The 15,139-nt window shown below is 73.3% G+C and carries 10 protein-coding genes; 5 read left to right on the plus strand and 5 right to left on the minus strand.

The window, feature by feature from the left end:
- Positions 1-154: 154 nt before the first annotated feature.
- Both UA75_RS34985 and UA75_RS25315 read left to right on the plus strand, forming a co-directional pair.
- Positions 155-283, plus strand: a complete 129-nt coding sequence (locus tag UA75_RS34985) for a hypothetical protein (RefSeq protein ID WP_257787487.1) — start codon at positions 155-157, stop codon at positions 281-283.
- A 195-nt stretch (positions 284-478) separates the two neighbouring features.
- The gene (locus tag UA75_RS25315) at positions 479-673 is read left to right on the plus strand and encodes a DUF3046 domain-containing protein (protein ID WP_075742387.1); all 195 of its coding nucleotides are present in this window, start codon (positions 479-481) and stop codon (positions 671-673) included.
- A gap of 473 nt (positions 674-1,146) precedes the next feature.
- Here the strand turns inward: UA75_RS25315 and UA75_RS25320 are convergent, their stop codons facing one another.
- Complete coding sequence (locus UA75_RS25320) at positions 1,147-3,117, minus strand: Hsp70 family protein (RefSeq protein WP_075742388.1); 1,971 nt, start codon at positions 3,115-3,117, stop codon at positions 1,147-1,149.
- A gap of 277 nt (positions 3,118-3,394) precedes the next feature.
- Here UA75_RS25320 and UA75_RS25325 point away from each other — a divergent pair, with 277 nt between their 5' ends.
- The gene (locus UA75_RS25325) at positions 3,395-8,668 is read left to right on the plus strand and encodes a DEAD/DEAH box helicase (protein ID WP_075742389.1); all 5,274 of its coding nucleotides are present in this window, start codon (positions 3,395-3,397) and stop codon (positions 8,666-8,668) included.
- 244 nt (positions 8,669-8,912) lie between these two features.
- Here the strand turns inward: UA75_RS25325 and UA75_RS25330 are convergent, their stop codons facing one another.
- The 3 genes from UA75_RS25330 to UA75_RS25345 form a co-directional block, all read right to left on the minus strand.
- Entirely contained in the window at positions 8,913-9,683 is a 771-nt protein-coding gene (locus tag UA75_RS25330; protein ID WP_075742390.1) for a hypothetical protein, read from the minus strand.
- 276 nt (positions 9,684-9,959) lie between these two features.
- Complete coding sequence (locus tag UA75_RS25340) at positions 9,960-10,739, minus strand: maleylpyruvate isomerase N-terminal domain-containing protein (protein ID WP_075742392.1); 780 nt, start codon at positions 10,737-10,739, stop codon at positions 9,960-9,962.
- Entirely contained in the window at positions 10,736-11,128 is a 393-nt protein-coding gene (locus tag UA75_RS25345) for an SAV_6107 family HEPN domain-containing protein (RefSeq protein WP_075744198.1), read from the minus strand. The genes UA75_RS25340 and UA75_RS25345 overlap by 4 nt, the downstream gene beginning before the upstream one ends.
- 198 nt (positions 11,129-11,326) lie before the next feature.
- Here UA75_RS25345 and UA75_RS25350 point away from each other — a divergent pair, with 198 nt between their 5' ends.
- Complete coding sequence (locus tag UA75_RS25350; RefSeq protein WP_075742393.1) at positions 11,327-11,833, plus strand: YbaK/EbsC family protein; 507 nt, start codon at positions 11,327-11,329, stop codon at positions 11,831-11,833.
- A gap of 53 nt (positions 11,834-11,886) precedes the next feature.
- Positions 11,887-12,399, plus strand: a complete 513-nt coding sequence (locus tag UA75_RS25355) for a GNAT family N-acetyltransferase (RefSeq protein WP_075744199.1) — start codon at positions 11,887-11,889, stop codon at positions 12,397-12,399.
- A gap of 867 nt (positions 12,400-13,266) precedes the next feature.
- On the opposite strand, the gene UA75_RS25360 is transcribed toward UA75_RS25355, so the two are convergent.
- Entirely contained in the window at positions 13,267-14,970 is a 1,704-nt protein-coding gene (locus UA75_RS25360; protein ID WP_075742394.1) for a DUF885 domain-containing protein, read from the minus strand.
- Positions 14,971-15,139 lie beyond the last annotated feature (169 nt).

Genomic DNA, 15,139 nt, shown 5'->3' on the forward strand with positions numbered 1-15,139 from the left:
GGGCATCGGGTCAGGTCGAGCTCGCAGGGTGACGGCTGGACCGCCGATCCCCGCACCGTCGGCGCCCTCGCCGTCCGCTCCCGGCGGGTGCGTGCCCGTGCGGCGCCGCGCTGTCTGCCGACGGATCTGAGGATCGACAGGTAGCGTCGAGGTCGTGCTGGCGCTGATGCAGACGGACCCCACCGGCCTCTCGTCCACGACCGGTCGCCTGATCATGGCCGCAGGCCTGGCGGCGGCGGTCCTCGTCACCGTGTCGGTGTGGTGGCGGAACCGGAACCGCTGAGGCAACGTCCTCGCTCCCTGCCCTGGGCCTCGATGTCGTGGCGGGCGGAGAGCCGTGGCTGCCGCAAGTGGTCGAGAACGTCGACGACTGACCGGCGACGGACGGCATCGAGCGATGTGCGCGTGGCGCCGTCGGCGTTCGACTGCCCACGGCCACCCTGCGGTGCGACTCGGCGGGCGGGCTACGGTGGTAGGGATGCGACACACCGCCTTCCGCTCCGCGATGGCCCAGGAGTTCGGCCGAGTCCGGGCCGAGATGCTGGCCAGAGACCACGTGTTCTCCGAGCTCGGCGGACGCACCGTCAACCAGGCCTTGGAAGCGGGCGTCGAGCCCCGTCAGGCCTGGCGTGCCGTGTGCGACGCCTTCGACATCCCGGCAGAACGGCGCTGAATCGCGCGGTTCAGCTTGTCCCGATGCACCCCGAAGCCTGAGTCACCTGCGCAGTACGAACCTCCGGCACTGATCCTCGCGTTGACCGCCGGATACGACCTGGATCACGCGGTAGGGAATCGGGGTCAGGCACAGAGAACTCCTAGGTCGGAAAGTGTCGGCGCCGCGCACGCGGGGATGGTTCCGCCCGAATCCACGCCATCGTCACCGGAGACGAGTCGGCCCCCGCGCGGGATGGTTCCGCCGGTGTCGGTCGTCGCCGCGCCGCCTGCCGCGTCGGCCCAGCACACGCGGGGTGGTGATCCGTCATCCGACCCCTGCTTGCGTGACCCCGGATCGACGGCTGGGTCTGCTCCCGCACGGAAGTGATCAGACCAGCAACAGTCGGCAACGCCGGGCGGCACGGCGCGGGCAGCGTCGAGAAGGCAACGACGCCGAAGCACCGCAGCGCTGGCAGAAGTACCCGAGAACCCTCAGGTTCCCGGCTGGATGCTCGCCTCGAAGTAGTCGGCCAGCGCGTCGGCGGTGAACTCCTCGGCCTCGGAGCTGTTGGCGAGCACGAAGCCGACGAGGGGCCGATCCGTCACGGTGAACACCAGGATGCCCCGCCCCTCGCTGACGGCGGACTGGTAGCGGCCGTCGAGACCGTTGCCCGCCCAGCGCGCCTCGACCAGGTCGCCCTCGCTGTGGGACAGCCAGGACTCGGCGGTGGCGCCCGCCGCCTCCACCGAGCCCGCATGGTTGTAGGCGAGGGCGTAGCTCTCCGTCGCATGGCTGAACTGGCAGGTGACGATGCTGCTCTCGCCCGAACCGCTCGACTCGGCGTCGCCAGGTCCGCAGTCGTGCCGATCGGGGACCGTGCCCGCGAGCTGACGCAGGCAGGCGGTGAAGCCGTCCTCGTCCGTCTCGGCGCCCGAGGAGCACTCCGCTGCGGTGGGCAGCGCATCGGAACCGAACAGCATGATTCCGCCGACGACGGCGCCCGCCACGAGCACCGCCACGCCGACGATCGCGGAGACCAGTAGACCGGTCCTACGCCGTGGCGCCGGACCGCCCTGCGCGGCGCTCAGCGCGTAGGTCGGGGGGTAGCTGGTGCCCACGCCGTGTGGTCCGCTGTGGCCCGGACCGGGCCTGCCGGGCACCGGATGGCTCGGCCCGGCCTGACTGAGCGCCGGTTGGCCGCCCGTGCTCGGATAGCCGGTCATCGTCGGTTGGGAAGTCGTGGAGTAGGCAGGCTGCGGCACGGTGAATCCACCGCCGGGGACGGGTCTGCCCTCCGGGGGCGTACCGCCTGCGGCAGGTCGGCCGCCGGCAGGCGTGGCGGGCGACGCGGTGAACTGGTCCGGTTCGAAGTCCTGGGTGCGCATGGTCGCGCCGTCTCGCGGAACGTGGTGCGCCCCGAGCGCCACTGCGGTCTCCGGCTGGTCCAGGCTGGTCGCGACGACCTTGGTCTGCTCCGCGATCAGGGTGGCCACCAGCGGGATCCGGCTGGACCCGCCCACGAGGTAGATGCCCGCCAGCGCCTCCGGGGCGATGCCCGCCGCCCGGATCGTCGCCTTGAGCAGTTCGACGCTGCGCAGCATGCTCGGCCGGATCAGCGCCTCCAGCTCTGATCGGGTGACGAGCACGTCCTGGAAGGGGTCCGGCAGCGGGACGTCGGTCTGCGGATGGCGCGACAACGTCTCCTTCGCCGCCTTGACGTCCTCGCGCAGCGCCCGCTGCGCCCGACGATCGTTGGTCGTCTCGGGGCGGAGCAGCCGCTGCCAGCCGCTCGGATCATGCTGGGACACCTGCCTGCCGACGTGTTCCAACAGCACCTGGTCGACGTCGAGTCCGCCGAGGTCGGGCAGCCCGTTCTCCGCGAGGACCACGAAGCCGTTCTGGGTGGCTCCGACCACGGCACAGTCGAAGGTGCCCGCGCCGAGGTCGTACACCGCCAGTGCCTTGCCCGGCGGCAGCGACCGGTCGGGGAAGGAGGCGAAGTGCGCCGCCGCCGCGACCGGCTCCGGCACGAGCACCAGGTCGTCGCCGAGGCCCGCCAGCCGCGCGGCCGCCAGCAGCACGTTCCGTCGCGTCGCACCCCACTGGGCGGGGTGGGTCAGGCGGACCTCGTCGGGGCGCCCGCCGCCGAGCTGTCTGCTGGTCTCCGCCGCCACTCGCATGAGGACGGCGGACATCGCCTCGGTGACCGAGACGACGCTGGTCCCCAGCAGCAATGAGCCCTCGTCGACCCTGCGCTTGGGGTTCGGCTCGTATCGAGCCGGGTCGAGCCGCGCGCGGCGCTCGGCATCCCGCCCGACGACCAGCGTGCCGTCCTCGTCGGCGAAGACGGCCGAGGGCATGGTGGCGGACCCGTCGACCTCGATGACGCGAGGCTCTCGACCGTGTGCGGACAGCACCGCGACGGTGTTCGACGTACCCAGGTCCACGGACAGGACGCGCACTGCACTCTCCTCGACGCTGTGTCGGTGCCCCCGCTGTCGCCTTCGGCGACGAGACGGCCCGTCGTCGGAGGCTACGAGACGGCCGCCGGGTCCGAAAGGATGTCGCACTCGGCGCCGAGCACGGGTCGGGCGAGCACGGGCGATGCGGGGAGGCCCGGTGGAGATGGTGCCATGCCGTCCCGGCGGATTCGGCGGTTTTGCCCTAACCGCGATCTCACCCGACGTCCGAGCCTCGCACCGAGTCGAAGTCGTCGGTGTGCTGGGTGAGGATGGTCCGATGAGCCCAGGCAGTGGCATCGGCGATCCCGCGGGCGCGGATGCGCAGCGGGGGCTCGAGCTGTTCTCCCCCGCCACTCGCGACTGGTTCGGCACCACCTTCCCCGCTCCGACCTCGGCCCAGACCGGTGCCTGGCGGGCCGCGGCACGGGGCGGACACGCCCTGGTGATCGCGCCGACCGGGGCGGGCAAGACCCTCGCCGCCTTCCTCTGGGCGCTGGACCGACTCGCGGTGACCGGGCCGCCCGCCGAGCCTCGGGCTCGGTGCCGGGTGCTCTACGTCTCACCGATGAAGGCCCTGGCGGTCGACGTGGAGCGGAACCTGCGTGGTCCGCTGGCCGGAATCGGTCGCTCTGCGACGCGACTCGGCCTGCCCGCCCCCGACATCACGGTCGGCATGCGGACGGGCGACACCGACTCGGCGACGCGCCGAGGGTTCAACCGCACCCCGCCCGACGTGCTGGTGACCACGCCGGAGTCGCTGTTCCTGCTGGTGACCTCGGCGGCACGCGAGTCGCTGCGGGGTGTGGCGACGGTGATCGTCGACGAGGTGCATGCGGTGGCGGGTGGGAAACGAGGCGCTCATCTCGCCGTGTCGTTGGAGCGGCTGGACGCGCTCCTGGTCCGCCCGGCACAGCGGATCGGTCTGTCGGCAACGGTTCGGCCGGTGGAGGAGATCACGACGTTCCTGGCCGCCGGGGCGCCGGTGGAGGTCGTTCGGCCTGTCCACCCCAAGGAGGTGGCGGTCCGGGTGGAGGTTCCGGTCGCCGACATGTCGCGGCTCGACGAGCAGCAGGCCGAGCCCGTCCCGCCTGCCGCACCGGCGAATCGGCGGCGCGGCGCCGGGCCGGGGTCGAGTCGGCCTGCTGTGGGCGCCGCCGTCGAGGACGCCGAGGAGTCCGGAGCGACATCGAGCGCGAAGGCCCCGGCGGGCGGCGAGGCGGCCGCGGTGCCTGCCGCCGACTCGGTGCCCAGCGCCTCGATCTGGCCCGCAGTGGAGCGGCGGGTGCTCGACCTGGTCCGCGCCCATCGATCCACCATCGTCTTCGTCAACTCTCGGCGGCTCGCCGAGCGGCTCACCGCGCGGCTGAACGAGCTGGTGGCGGAGGAGACCGCAGCGCAGGACGGCGCGCGCCTCGCCGGTCCGGAGCTGGACGGCGAGGGCTTCGCCAGGGTGGACCTCGACCGGCTGTCGGACCTCGACGGGCGGGCGGGCGCCGGTGCGGCAGCCGATCCAGACGCCGCGCTCGGACCTGCCGAACCCGACGACGCGGCCGAAGGCGACGGATCGGCAGGCCCCTCGGCGGAGACGCCGGACGTCGGCGGAGCCACCGACCAGACCTCGGGCCCGCAGACCGGCCCGCCGACGACGGCGCGGACACCCGGAGCGGCGACGGGCGGCCGGGCAGTCGCCGCGCGCCCCGGGAGCGCCGGAGCCGCCCTGGCGGGCGCGGGCAGGCCCGCCGGGCCGGTCCGCTTCCCGGCGGAGGCGGTCGGGCAGTCCGGCGTCGCCACGGGCGCCCCCTCGGTGATCGCCAAGGCCCACCACGGCTCGATGGCGCGGGCGCAGCGCACCGAGGTGGAGGAGGAGCTGAAGGCGGGGATGCTGCCGTGCGTGGTGGCGACGTCCTCGTTGGAGCTGGGGATCGACATGGGCGCGGTGGACCTGGTGATCCAGGTGGAGGCGCCGCCGAGCGTGGCCGCCGGGCTCCAGCGGGTCGGCCGGGCCGGGCACCACGTCGACGCGGTGTCCACCGGGGTGGTGCTGCCGAAGTTCCGAGGCGACCTGGTGTCCTGCGCGATCGTCGCCGAGCGGATGCGCAGCGGCGCCATCGAGGAGATCCGCTTTCCCCGCAACCCGCTGGACGTCCTGGCTCAGCACATCGTGGCGATGGTCGCGATGGAGCCGTGGTCGGTGGCCGAGCTGGCCGCGCTGGTGCGGCGGGCGGCGCCCTTCACCGGGCTGCCCGACTCGGCACTGCACGCGGTCCTGGACATGCTCGCCGGGCGATATCCCAGCGAGGAGTTCGGCGAACTGCGCGCGCGGATCGTCTGGGATCGGACGGCGGACGTGCTGCATGCCAGGCCCGGCGCGCAGCGACTCGCGGTGACCTCCGGCGGCACCATCCCCGATCGAGGACTGTTCACCGTGACCACCCCCGGCGGCGAAGGCGAGCCGGGCGCGCGGGTGGGCGAACTGGACGAGGAGATGGTCTACGAGTCGCGGGTGGGCGACACCTTCCTGCTGGGCACCAGCTCGTGGCGGGTTCAGGAGATCACCCACGACCGGGTCATCGTGACCCCGGCGCCGGGCCTGCCCGCACGGATGCCGTTCTGGAAGGGCGACTCGCCGGGCAGGCCGCTGGAACTGGGCATCGCGCTGGGCGGTTTCGTCCGCGAGATCGTCGCCGCCGACCCCGACTCGGCACGTCGCCGGGCCGAGGCCGCGGGCCTGGACGTCTGGGCCTGCGACAACCTCCTCGCCTACCTCGCCGAGCAGCGCGCGGCCACCGGCCGGGTGCCCGACGACCGCACGGTGCTCCTCGAACGGTTCCGCGACGAGCTGGGCGACTGGCAGTGGGTCCTGCACTCCCCCTTCGGCGACCGCGTCAACGCGCCGTGGGCGCTGTTGATCGCGGCCCGGCTGCGGGACCGGCTCGGCGTCGACCCGCAGCTGGTGCACTCCGACGACGGCATCGTCCTGCGGCTGCCCGCCGAGCTGGCCGAGGAGCACGGCGAGCACACGGTGGCCGCCGAGGACGTCCTCTTCGAGCCCGACGAGGTGGAGCGGCTGGTCAGTCAGGAGGTCGGCTCCTCCGCGCTGTTCGCGGCCCGCTTTCGAGAGTGCGCGGCGCGGTCGCTGCTGCTGCCGCGCTGGGACCCGCGACGGCGCAGCCCGCTGTGGCGGCAGCGACAGCGGTCCGCGCAGCTGCTGACGGTGGCGGCCCGGTACGACCAGTTCCCGGTGATGCTGGAGACGATGCGCGAGTGCCTGCGCGACGTCTACGACCTGCCGGGTCTGGTCACCGTGTTCCGCGACGCCTCGGCTCGGCGGGTCGAGGTCGTCGAGGTCGAGACACGGGCACCGTCGCCCTTCGCTCGCGCGCTGCTGGTCGGGTACGTGGCGATGTTCCTCTACGGCGAGGACGTCCCGCTGGCCGAGCGCAGGGCGGCCGGGCTCACTCTGGACGCGACGCTGCTCGGCGAGCTGCTTGGCTCCGAGGCCGTCCGGGACCTGCTCGATCCGACCGTGCTGGCCGAGGTCGAGGCCGCGTTGCAGCGCACCGACCCGGAGTACCACGTCACCGATGCGGAGGGCGTCGCCGACCTGCTGCGCTTCCTCGGCGACCTGGGCAGCGAGGAGATCATCGCCAGGGGCGGCCTGCTCGACTGGGTGACCGAGCTGGTCACGGCCGGGCGAGCGATCGAGGTGATCGTGGCGGGCGAGCGTCGCTGGATCGCCGTGGAGGACGCCGCCCGCTATCGGGACGCGCTCGGCACGACGCTGCCCGCCGGGCTGCCCGCCGCGCTGCTGACCGCGACCTCCGATGCGCTCGGGGATCTGCTGATCCGGTTCGCCCGGGGCCGGGGGCCGTTCCGCGCGGCGGAGGCGGCGGCTCGGTTCGGACTCGGCGTCGGGCCGGTGACGGATCGGCTGGACCGCCTGCGGGTCAGCGGCAGGCTGGTGCGGGGCGAGCTGCGGCCGGTCGAGGCCGAGACCGCGATCCCCGGTGGTCTCGGCACGCCGACCGAGTACTGCGACGCCGAGGTGTTGCGCAGACTCCGGCGCGGCTCGCTCGCACGGCTCCGGGCGGAGGTCGAACCCGTGGAACCCGCCGCGCTCGGGCGGTTCCTCCCCGACTGGCATGGAGTGCTGCCCGCGCCGCCGCTCCCGGCAGGGCCCGAGGGAACGGCGCCGGGACTCGACGGCACGTCGGTCGGCGCGGACGATTCCGAGGTCGGGGCCGCGCGCCGGGGCCGAGGTGCGGACGGCGGGGGAACGGCGTCCACCGCCCGTTCCAGGGTCGATGCAGCGAGTCCGGACGAGGTGCTGGCGGTGATCGAGCAGCTCGCCGGGGCGCCGCTGCCCGCGAGCGCGGTGGAGTCGATGATCCTGGGCGCCCGGCTGCCGGATTATCGGCCCGCCGCACTCGACGAGTTGACGGCCGCAGGCGAGGTCGTGTGGTGCGGATGCGGCCCACTGGGCGCGGGCGACGGCTGGCTGGCGCTGGCGCCTGCCGACCTCGCCGAACTGATCCTCCCGCCGCCCGCGGCGGAGGATCCGGTGCTGGACACGGACCTGCACCGGGCGCTGCTCACCGCCCTGGCCTCGGGTGGGCTGTTCTTCCGAGGGCTCGTCGAGCGGATCGCCGCGTGGTCCACGGATCGCGGCGAGCCACGGCAGGCCGAGGGCGACCTGGTCACCGCGCTGTGGCAGCTCGTGTGGGCGGGGCTGGTCACCAATGACACCCTCGCGCCGCTGCGTGCCCTGCTCGGCGGCGGCGCGGCGACGCACCGCCCGCGCAGGCAGGCTCCCCGAGGACGGCGCGCGGGTCTGCGCGTCAGCAGGCACGGCAGGCCGATGCTGGGCGCGAGCGGGCCGCCGACCGTCGCGGGCCGCTGGTCGCTGGTGCCGGTCCGGGAGACCGACCCGACCCGGCGGGCCCACGCGCAGGCCGAGGCCCTCCTCGCCCGGCACGGCGTGCTCACCAGGGGCGCGGTGGAGGGCGAGCGCGTACCGGGCGGCTTCGCGGGCGTGTATCGAGTGCTGCGCGCCATGGAGGAGTCCGGGCGGTGCAGGCGAGGCCTGCTCGTCCGAGGTCCCGGCGGCGCGCAGTTCGCGGTGCCGGGTGCCGTGGACGGCCTGCGGGCCTTCTCGCGGGAGGCGGGCCGGCTCGACGGGCGACCGGCCGCATCGGTGCTGGCGGCAGCCGATCCGGCCCAGCCCTACGGCGCGGCGCTGCCGTGGCCCGCATCGATCGGCGCGGGCGGGCATCGGCCGGGGCGCAAGGCGGGGGCGCTGATCGCGCTGGTCGACGGCGAGCCGGTGCTCTACGTGGAGCGCGGCGGGAAGTCCCTGCTGTCGTTCACCGAGGACGAGACCGCACTGCGAACGGCGACGGCGGCGCTGGTCGACGTCGTGCGCTCCGGCCGGACCGAGCCGCTGGTGCTGTCGCGGGCCGACGGGGAGCAGGCATTGGGCTCCCGACTGGCCGCCGTGCTCCAGCAAGCGGGTTTCCGCGCCACGCCGAAGGGCCTGCGGCTGCGTGGGTGAGCAGGCGGCAGGCGGGCGGCACGCGGGCGGCAGGCGACGGCGGCGAACCTGCGTCGACTCGGCGGGGCCTCGCCGTCGCCGGGTGCCTTCGCGGTTCTCCTCGGCCGAAGCGGGCAGCGGGGAGAACGAGTCGATCCGCCCGGATGCCTCGTCACCTGATCCGAGAACGGCTCGGCCGAAGATCGTCTCGCTAGAACGACGGGGCAGGCGTAGCGGCGTGTCCCGAGGCACGGAAGCCGATGCCTCAGTGCGGCGGTCTGCTGCCCAGCATGCCCAGGGCCTCCCCCGCCGAGCAGTTCAGTTCGCCGGGTTGGAGTTGAACGCGGGCCGGCGTCCAGACGGCCGAGTCACCGGGCGCGACCCGCCCCAGCACACAGTCGTCGCCTGCCCGAAACGCCAGCCCGACGGCGCCGTCCGAGGCGGCGAGGTCGCGGGTGGACTCCTCCCCGGTGGACAGCCCGTCGACCACGGCACGGACCTGTTCCTCCGACACGGCCTCCCTCTCGGCCGCCTCGGCCAGGGCGTCGCTCAGGAGATCGGCGAACTCCTCGGGCAGCTCCGGCGTCGGCGGCAGCGGCGGATAGCTGATCGGCTCCGCGTCGGCAGGACAGTCGACCGGAAGCGCCCGGCCGTCCTCATCGTCGTCGCCTGCGAACACCAGTTCGTAGCAGCGGACGACGGTGGCGACCTGGGTCGTCTGTCCCGGCACGATCTGCGGTCGAGGCGCAGCCTCACCACGTCCCTCGGTCCGGATCACCAGCCGCACCGAGGAGGTCTCGCCGTCGCGGGCCTCGTCGAGGGAAAGCAGATCGACGGACTCCGCCGCCCGCCGCCCGTACTCCGCCGCCCGCGTCGCCGAGGAGTGCCGCAGCTCCACGCCCAGCTCTTGGGCGACGGCGAGGGCGGCGTTCTCGGCCGCCGCGTTCGCCCGCGACTCGACAGAGCAGCCTGCGGCCAGCACCGAGGCGCCGAGCACCAGGGCCGCTGCCGTCGTTCGTCGAATCGCTGCGTGCATGGCCTCAGCATCACCGATCCGAGGCAGTGGACACCCGAGACGGACGGAGATGTGACACGGTCGGCATCGGTGGAATCGGTGCCGGACGGCAGCACCGTTCGTCGCGGCAGCCCGAGGGCAGGGCTGTCGACGGGCCGCGCCGAGCCCGGCTCGGGCGGGATCGCCCGCCGTTGACGCGGCGGTCGGGTCGGGCCGTCACCTCCGCCGTCGCTGCCCGTCGCAGGCAGGCACCCGGCCCGGAGCGGCGGGCTGGAACCGCCGCTCCGGACCAGGGCTTCACCGGGTGGCCACGTTCAACAGCACCCAGAGCTGGGCGAGCGCGTCGGCGTCGCCGTCCAGGGTGACCGCCCAGTCCGGCAGCCTGCCCCAGAGCCAGAGGTAGACGGCGAAGGGATCACCGGAGACCGTCGCGTCGACGTCGGGCACCGCGTCCGCCTGCACCGCCCGCACCGTGGTCCCGGCGGCCCCAGCCTGGGTCAGCCAGACCCGCCCCCCGGTCCGCACGGCCACCGTCGCCGGGCGAGAGGCCGTGATGGCCAACTCGCCGAGCCGGTGATCGAACCACAGGGTGAGGACCTCGTCGACGCCGTCCACCGCGATGTCGGTGTCGACGTGATCGCACCGCAGGCCCGCGGCGGCCTGCACGTCGACCCGGTGCACGATCGTCTCGTGGGTCAGCCGTCGCGCCCAGAAGCCGAAGCTGGCGTCGGCGGGCCACCAGGTCGGGCAGCGCTCCTCCGGCCGATGGGCGGACAGCTCGCCCGCCACCTCGGCCAGCCCGGCCCGCAGGTACTCGGCCAGCCGCCGATCGTCACCCTGCCGGGGAATGTGCACCTCGCGAGGCGGGACGGGCGTCCCGTCCGGCGAGCGGGTCCAGTCGGCTGTGGAGCGGTAGACGTCGCCGAGGCGCCGCACCGTCTCGGCGAGAGTCAGCCCCGGGGAGCCGGGGACCGGGCTGTTCCCCGGCGCGCTGCCCACGCAGGACGCGAGCCGCTCGCCGTCGATGGACAGGACGTCGAGGAAACGCTCGTAGTCGATCGCCGTCACCCGCTTCATCGCCTGCCTCCCCACACTGCCGATTCGGCCAGCGCCAGGAACTGGTGGACCTGACGTTCGAGATCATCGGCGTCGCGGACCGACACGACCCGCAGGACACCGGCCTGCACGGCGGCCCGCCGGGCCGAGCAGGACTCGAAGAAGCCCGCCCATTCGGCGAACTCCGGCGCGGCCTGGGAGAGCAGCCACCACACGCTGCGCGGCCTGCTGAGGCCGGGCGCCGGGCGGGTCCTGGTGGCCAGCACCGCCGCGCCTGCCCGCAGGGCGCTCAGATAGGAGTGCAGGAAGCGGTCGTGGTGGCTCACCGCGCGGCAGGACTCGCCCAGCGCGAAGCGGGCCTGGTCGAGAAGAGCGAGCGCCGAGGAGGAGGGCGCGGGAGCAGGCCGCATCGCCGGGACTGTCCGAAGGGGAAGGACCTGATGGGCGGGCCCGGGGTGAATCACGGCGGAGTCGTACTGAACGGACACGGCGGCCTCCGAAGGGAGCTTGCTCGCGAGGACGAGTCGGACTGCATTCGAACTGATGTTCGAACATCCCCACACTAACCCGAGATGCCGACAACGCGCCAGGCGTGATCTGATGAACGGGTGAGCTCGATCGAGCACCCCGGTGTACGCAAGGTCGCGGCGGCACTGGCCGAGGCAGGCCTGCCCGATGCGGCGGAGGGCATTCGCGTCCTGGACGCCGACGTCCGCACGGCCGCCCAGGCCGCCGAGGCGGTGGGCGTCGACGTCGGCGCCATCGCCAACAGCCTGATCTTCGACGCCGACTCGGCACCGCTGCTGGCCCTGACCTCCGGCGCGCACCGCGCCGACACCGCGCTGCTCGCCTCGGCGATCGGCGTCGAGAAGGTCGGCCGAGCGACGCCCGAGTTCGTGCGCACCCATACCGGCCAGGCCATCGGCGGCGTCTCCCCGGTGGGGCATCCCGCGCCGATCACCACGCTGATCGACGCGAGCCTGGCCGATCACCCGGTGATCTGGGCAGCAGGCGGACATCCCAAAGCACTGTTCCCCATCACCTTTGCCGAGCTGGTCGCACTGACCGGCGGCCGGGTGCTGGCCGTCGCCGAAGCGGGGGGCACCAGCAGGTGAGCGCCGCCGCCGCAGCGGGCTGGGAACGCTTCGTCGAGCTGTCCGCCGAGGAGATGCGGCTCAGGCTCACCGAGGCACTCCAGGTCTACGTCACCGCGATGCGTTATCCCCCCAGCGCCATGCACCATCGGGGCCCGACCTGGCTCTCCCACGCCGTCCGCGAGGGCTGGCGCGGCGTCGCGGCCCTCGATCACCGGGGCGCGATGGTCGGGGTGGCCTACGGCTATCGCGGCGCCCCCGGCCAGTGGTGGTACGAACAGGTGAACCACGGGCTGCTCGACACCGGCCACGCCGCGGGCGCCCAGCACTGGCTGCCCGACTACTTCGAGCTGACCGAACTGCACGTGCTGCCCACGGCGCAGGGACACGGCGTCGGCGAGACGCTGCTGCGGATGCTGCTGGACCAGGCCGAGGGGGCCAACGTGCTGCTCTCCACGCCGGAGGGCCCCAGCCGGGCCTGGCGGCTGTACCGCCGTGTCGGCTTCGAGGACGTCCTGCGCAACTACCGCTTCGCGGGCGACCCCCGCCCCTTCGCGGTACTGGGCCGCACCCTGCCGCTGGACTGACGGGCTCCGCAGCCCGGTCGCTCGGTGATCGACTCGATCGCCGATTCTCGGCCTCCGCAGCTCACGCCGCCACCGTGGGACGGCGCTGCGCGTGCCGGGCAGGCAGGGACGGCAACGAGCCGATCAGGACCAGACCGAGAACGGTCTCGCTGGTGTGGGACGACTCCGCGAGTTCGAGATTCCGCGCCGTCAGCACAGCTTGCGGAACAACCCCGCGTGCGCGGGGAGGACCCCCCGACCACGACGTCACCCCCAACCGCGTACGGAACAGCCCCGCGTGCGCGGGGAGGACTGTCCTTCTCCGGAGGAAAGGACTCCGGGGTGCTGGGAACAGCCCCGCGTGCGCGGGGAGGACCAGTCGCATCTCCTCAACGAGCAGTCCGGCCTGGGAACAGCCCCGCGTACGCGGGGAGGACACTTGCTGACCTGGGATCTTACCGGACGGTAACCGGATTCTCATTCACTCCGGATAGGAGAGGAAACCGATCGGCAGGCACGAGGACCAGCCTAGCCACTCACTCGCAATCGCCGAGCGCCCCGGACCCGGACCCGGACCGTCGCGCCCGGGCGCTGCCGGCGGGCAGCCGATTCAGTCCGGTGGGATCGACGGATCGAACGGCTCCGCAGGGGATCTCGCGATCTTTTCCCGTCCGAAGCGAGCCAGGCCGAGGAGCGACGCGGGGACCGGGCCGAACCGACGGTGGCGGCCGTCGCACCGGAGTTCGGCTCTGCCCGGAACTCGCTCCGCCCGGCGTTCGGCTCTGCGCTCGGCGCCCTCGCGGGCGATGACCACGTTCTGCGCTGGTCACCGCCCGCGAGCAGCCCGACCAAGGCGCCCCGGCGACTCCACAGCCGAGGCGACCCGCCTCACAGCTGCGCCAGCTGCTCCCGAAGGTCGTCCAGGCCGAGCGCGCCCATCTCCAGGGCCTGCCGGTGGAAGGCCTTGATGTCGAAGTCCGCGCCGCCTCGCTTCCTGGCGTCGTCCCTTGCCGCCAGCCAGAGCCGCTCGCCGAGCTTGTAGGAGGGCGCCTGGCCCGGCCAGCCGAGGTAGCGGTCGACCTCGTCGTACACGTGGTCTCGGGCCTCGATGGTCCTGGTGAGCATGAACTCCAGGCCCAGCTCCGGCGTCCAGCGCTCGCCCTCGTGGAAGCCGGTGCCCTTCGGGATCTCCAGCTCCAGGTGCATGCCGATGTCGACGATCACCCTGGCCGCCCGCAGCAGCTGGGCGTTGAGCATGCCCATCAGGTCGCCGTCGTCGGAGAGGTAGCCCAACTCGCGCATCAGCCGCTCGGAGTACAGCGCCCAGCCCTCGCCGTGTCCGGACACCCAGCACAGCAGGCGCTGGAACTTGTTGAGGCGCTCCCGCAGATGCACGGCCGTGGCCACCTGGAGGTGATGGCCCGGCACGCCCTCGTGGTAGACGGTGGTGACCTCACGCCAGGTGGCGAAGTCGGCCTGGCCGGTGTTCACCGACCACCACATGCGGCCCGGTCGGGACATGTCGTCGGCGGGGCCGGTGTAGTAGGCGCCGTTGCCGCCGCCGGGCGGGGCGATCCGGCACTCCAGGCTCATCAGCTCGTCGGGGATCTCGAAGTGCACGCCGCGCAGTTCCCGCAGGGCGGCGTCGGAGAGGTTCTGCATCCACTGCTGGAAGGCGTCCTGCCCGGTCACCTGGTAGCGAGGATCGACGTCCAGGGCGGCGGCGGCCTCGGCGAGCGTGGCGCCGGGGCGCACGACGCGGCCCGCGACCTCCTTCATCTCCGTCTCGATGCGGAAGAACTCCTCCCAGCCCCAGGCGTAGGCCTCGGCCAGGTCCAGGCGCGCGCCGATGAAGTAGCGCGACCACAGCTGGTATGCCTCCGGGCCCACGGCGTCCTTGGTCGGTGCCTTCGGGGCGAGGTCGGCACGGAGGAATCGGGCGAAGTCGGCGTAGGCCTGGGCGGCGGCGTCCGCGCCCGCCTGGAGCTCGGTGCGCAGGGTGGCGTTCACGTCCGCCCGGCCGTCGGCGCCGCCGATCAGCGAGCCGAAGAAGGAGTCGACGTCGCCGCCACCCGACCAGGTGTCGCACTGTCCGGCGACCTTCTCAACCTGCCGCAACGCTGCGCAGCGGCCCGCGGCGGCACCCGCACCCAGCGACACGCGCAGTCCCGCGAGCGCGTCGGGAACGGACCGCAGCCGGGCGGCGATGTTCTCCCAGTGCTCCGTGCTCTCGGTGGGCATCAGGTCGAAGACCTCTCGGATCTCCTGCACCGGGCTGGCGATGACGTTCAACGCCGCGGAGTCCAGCCCTGCCTGATGCAGCTCGCTGTCGAGACCGATCCGCTCCTGGAACACGGCCTTGGCGACCCGCTGCGCCGCATCGGCCGGTTCGGCCGCCGCCATCGCCCGCAACGCCGTCGCGGCCAGCTCTCCCCTGGCCGCGAAGCCTTCCGGCGAGTAGTCGGTCAACTTGTCGTCGTATCCCGAGATGCCGATGAAGGTGGCGTCGCTCGGAGCGAGGGAGACGAAGTCGTCCACGAATCGATCGCTGATCTCGTGGACGCCCTTGGCCGGAGGAGGAGTGGAGGACATGCGGGCACGCTACCTGCTTGCTCGTCGGCGGTCGGCAGGTTTTCGTGACGGCCGACGAAGCGGGCGGCAGGGGTGATGCGCCGCGTCTTCCGGCCGGGAAGGAACCGCATCGCGCAGGCCGACACCGTGCCGCCACGGTTAAGACGTCCGTCGGTGCGGCGACCGCCGT

The sequence above is a fragment of the Actinoalloteichus sp. GBA129-24 genome (genome assembly GCF_001941645.1).
GTDB lineage: Bacteria > Actinomycetota > Actinomycetes > Mycobacteriales > Pseudonocardiaceae > Actinoalloteichus_A > Actinoalloteichus_A fjordicus.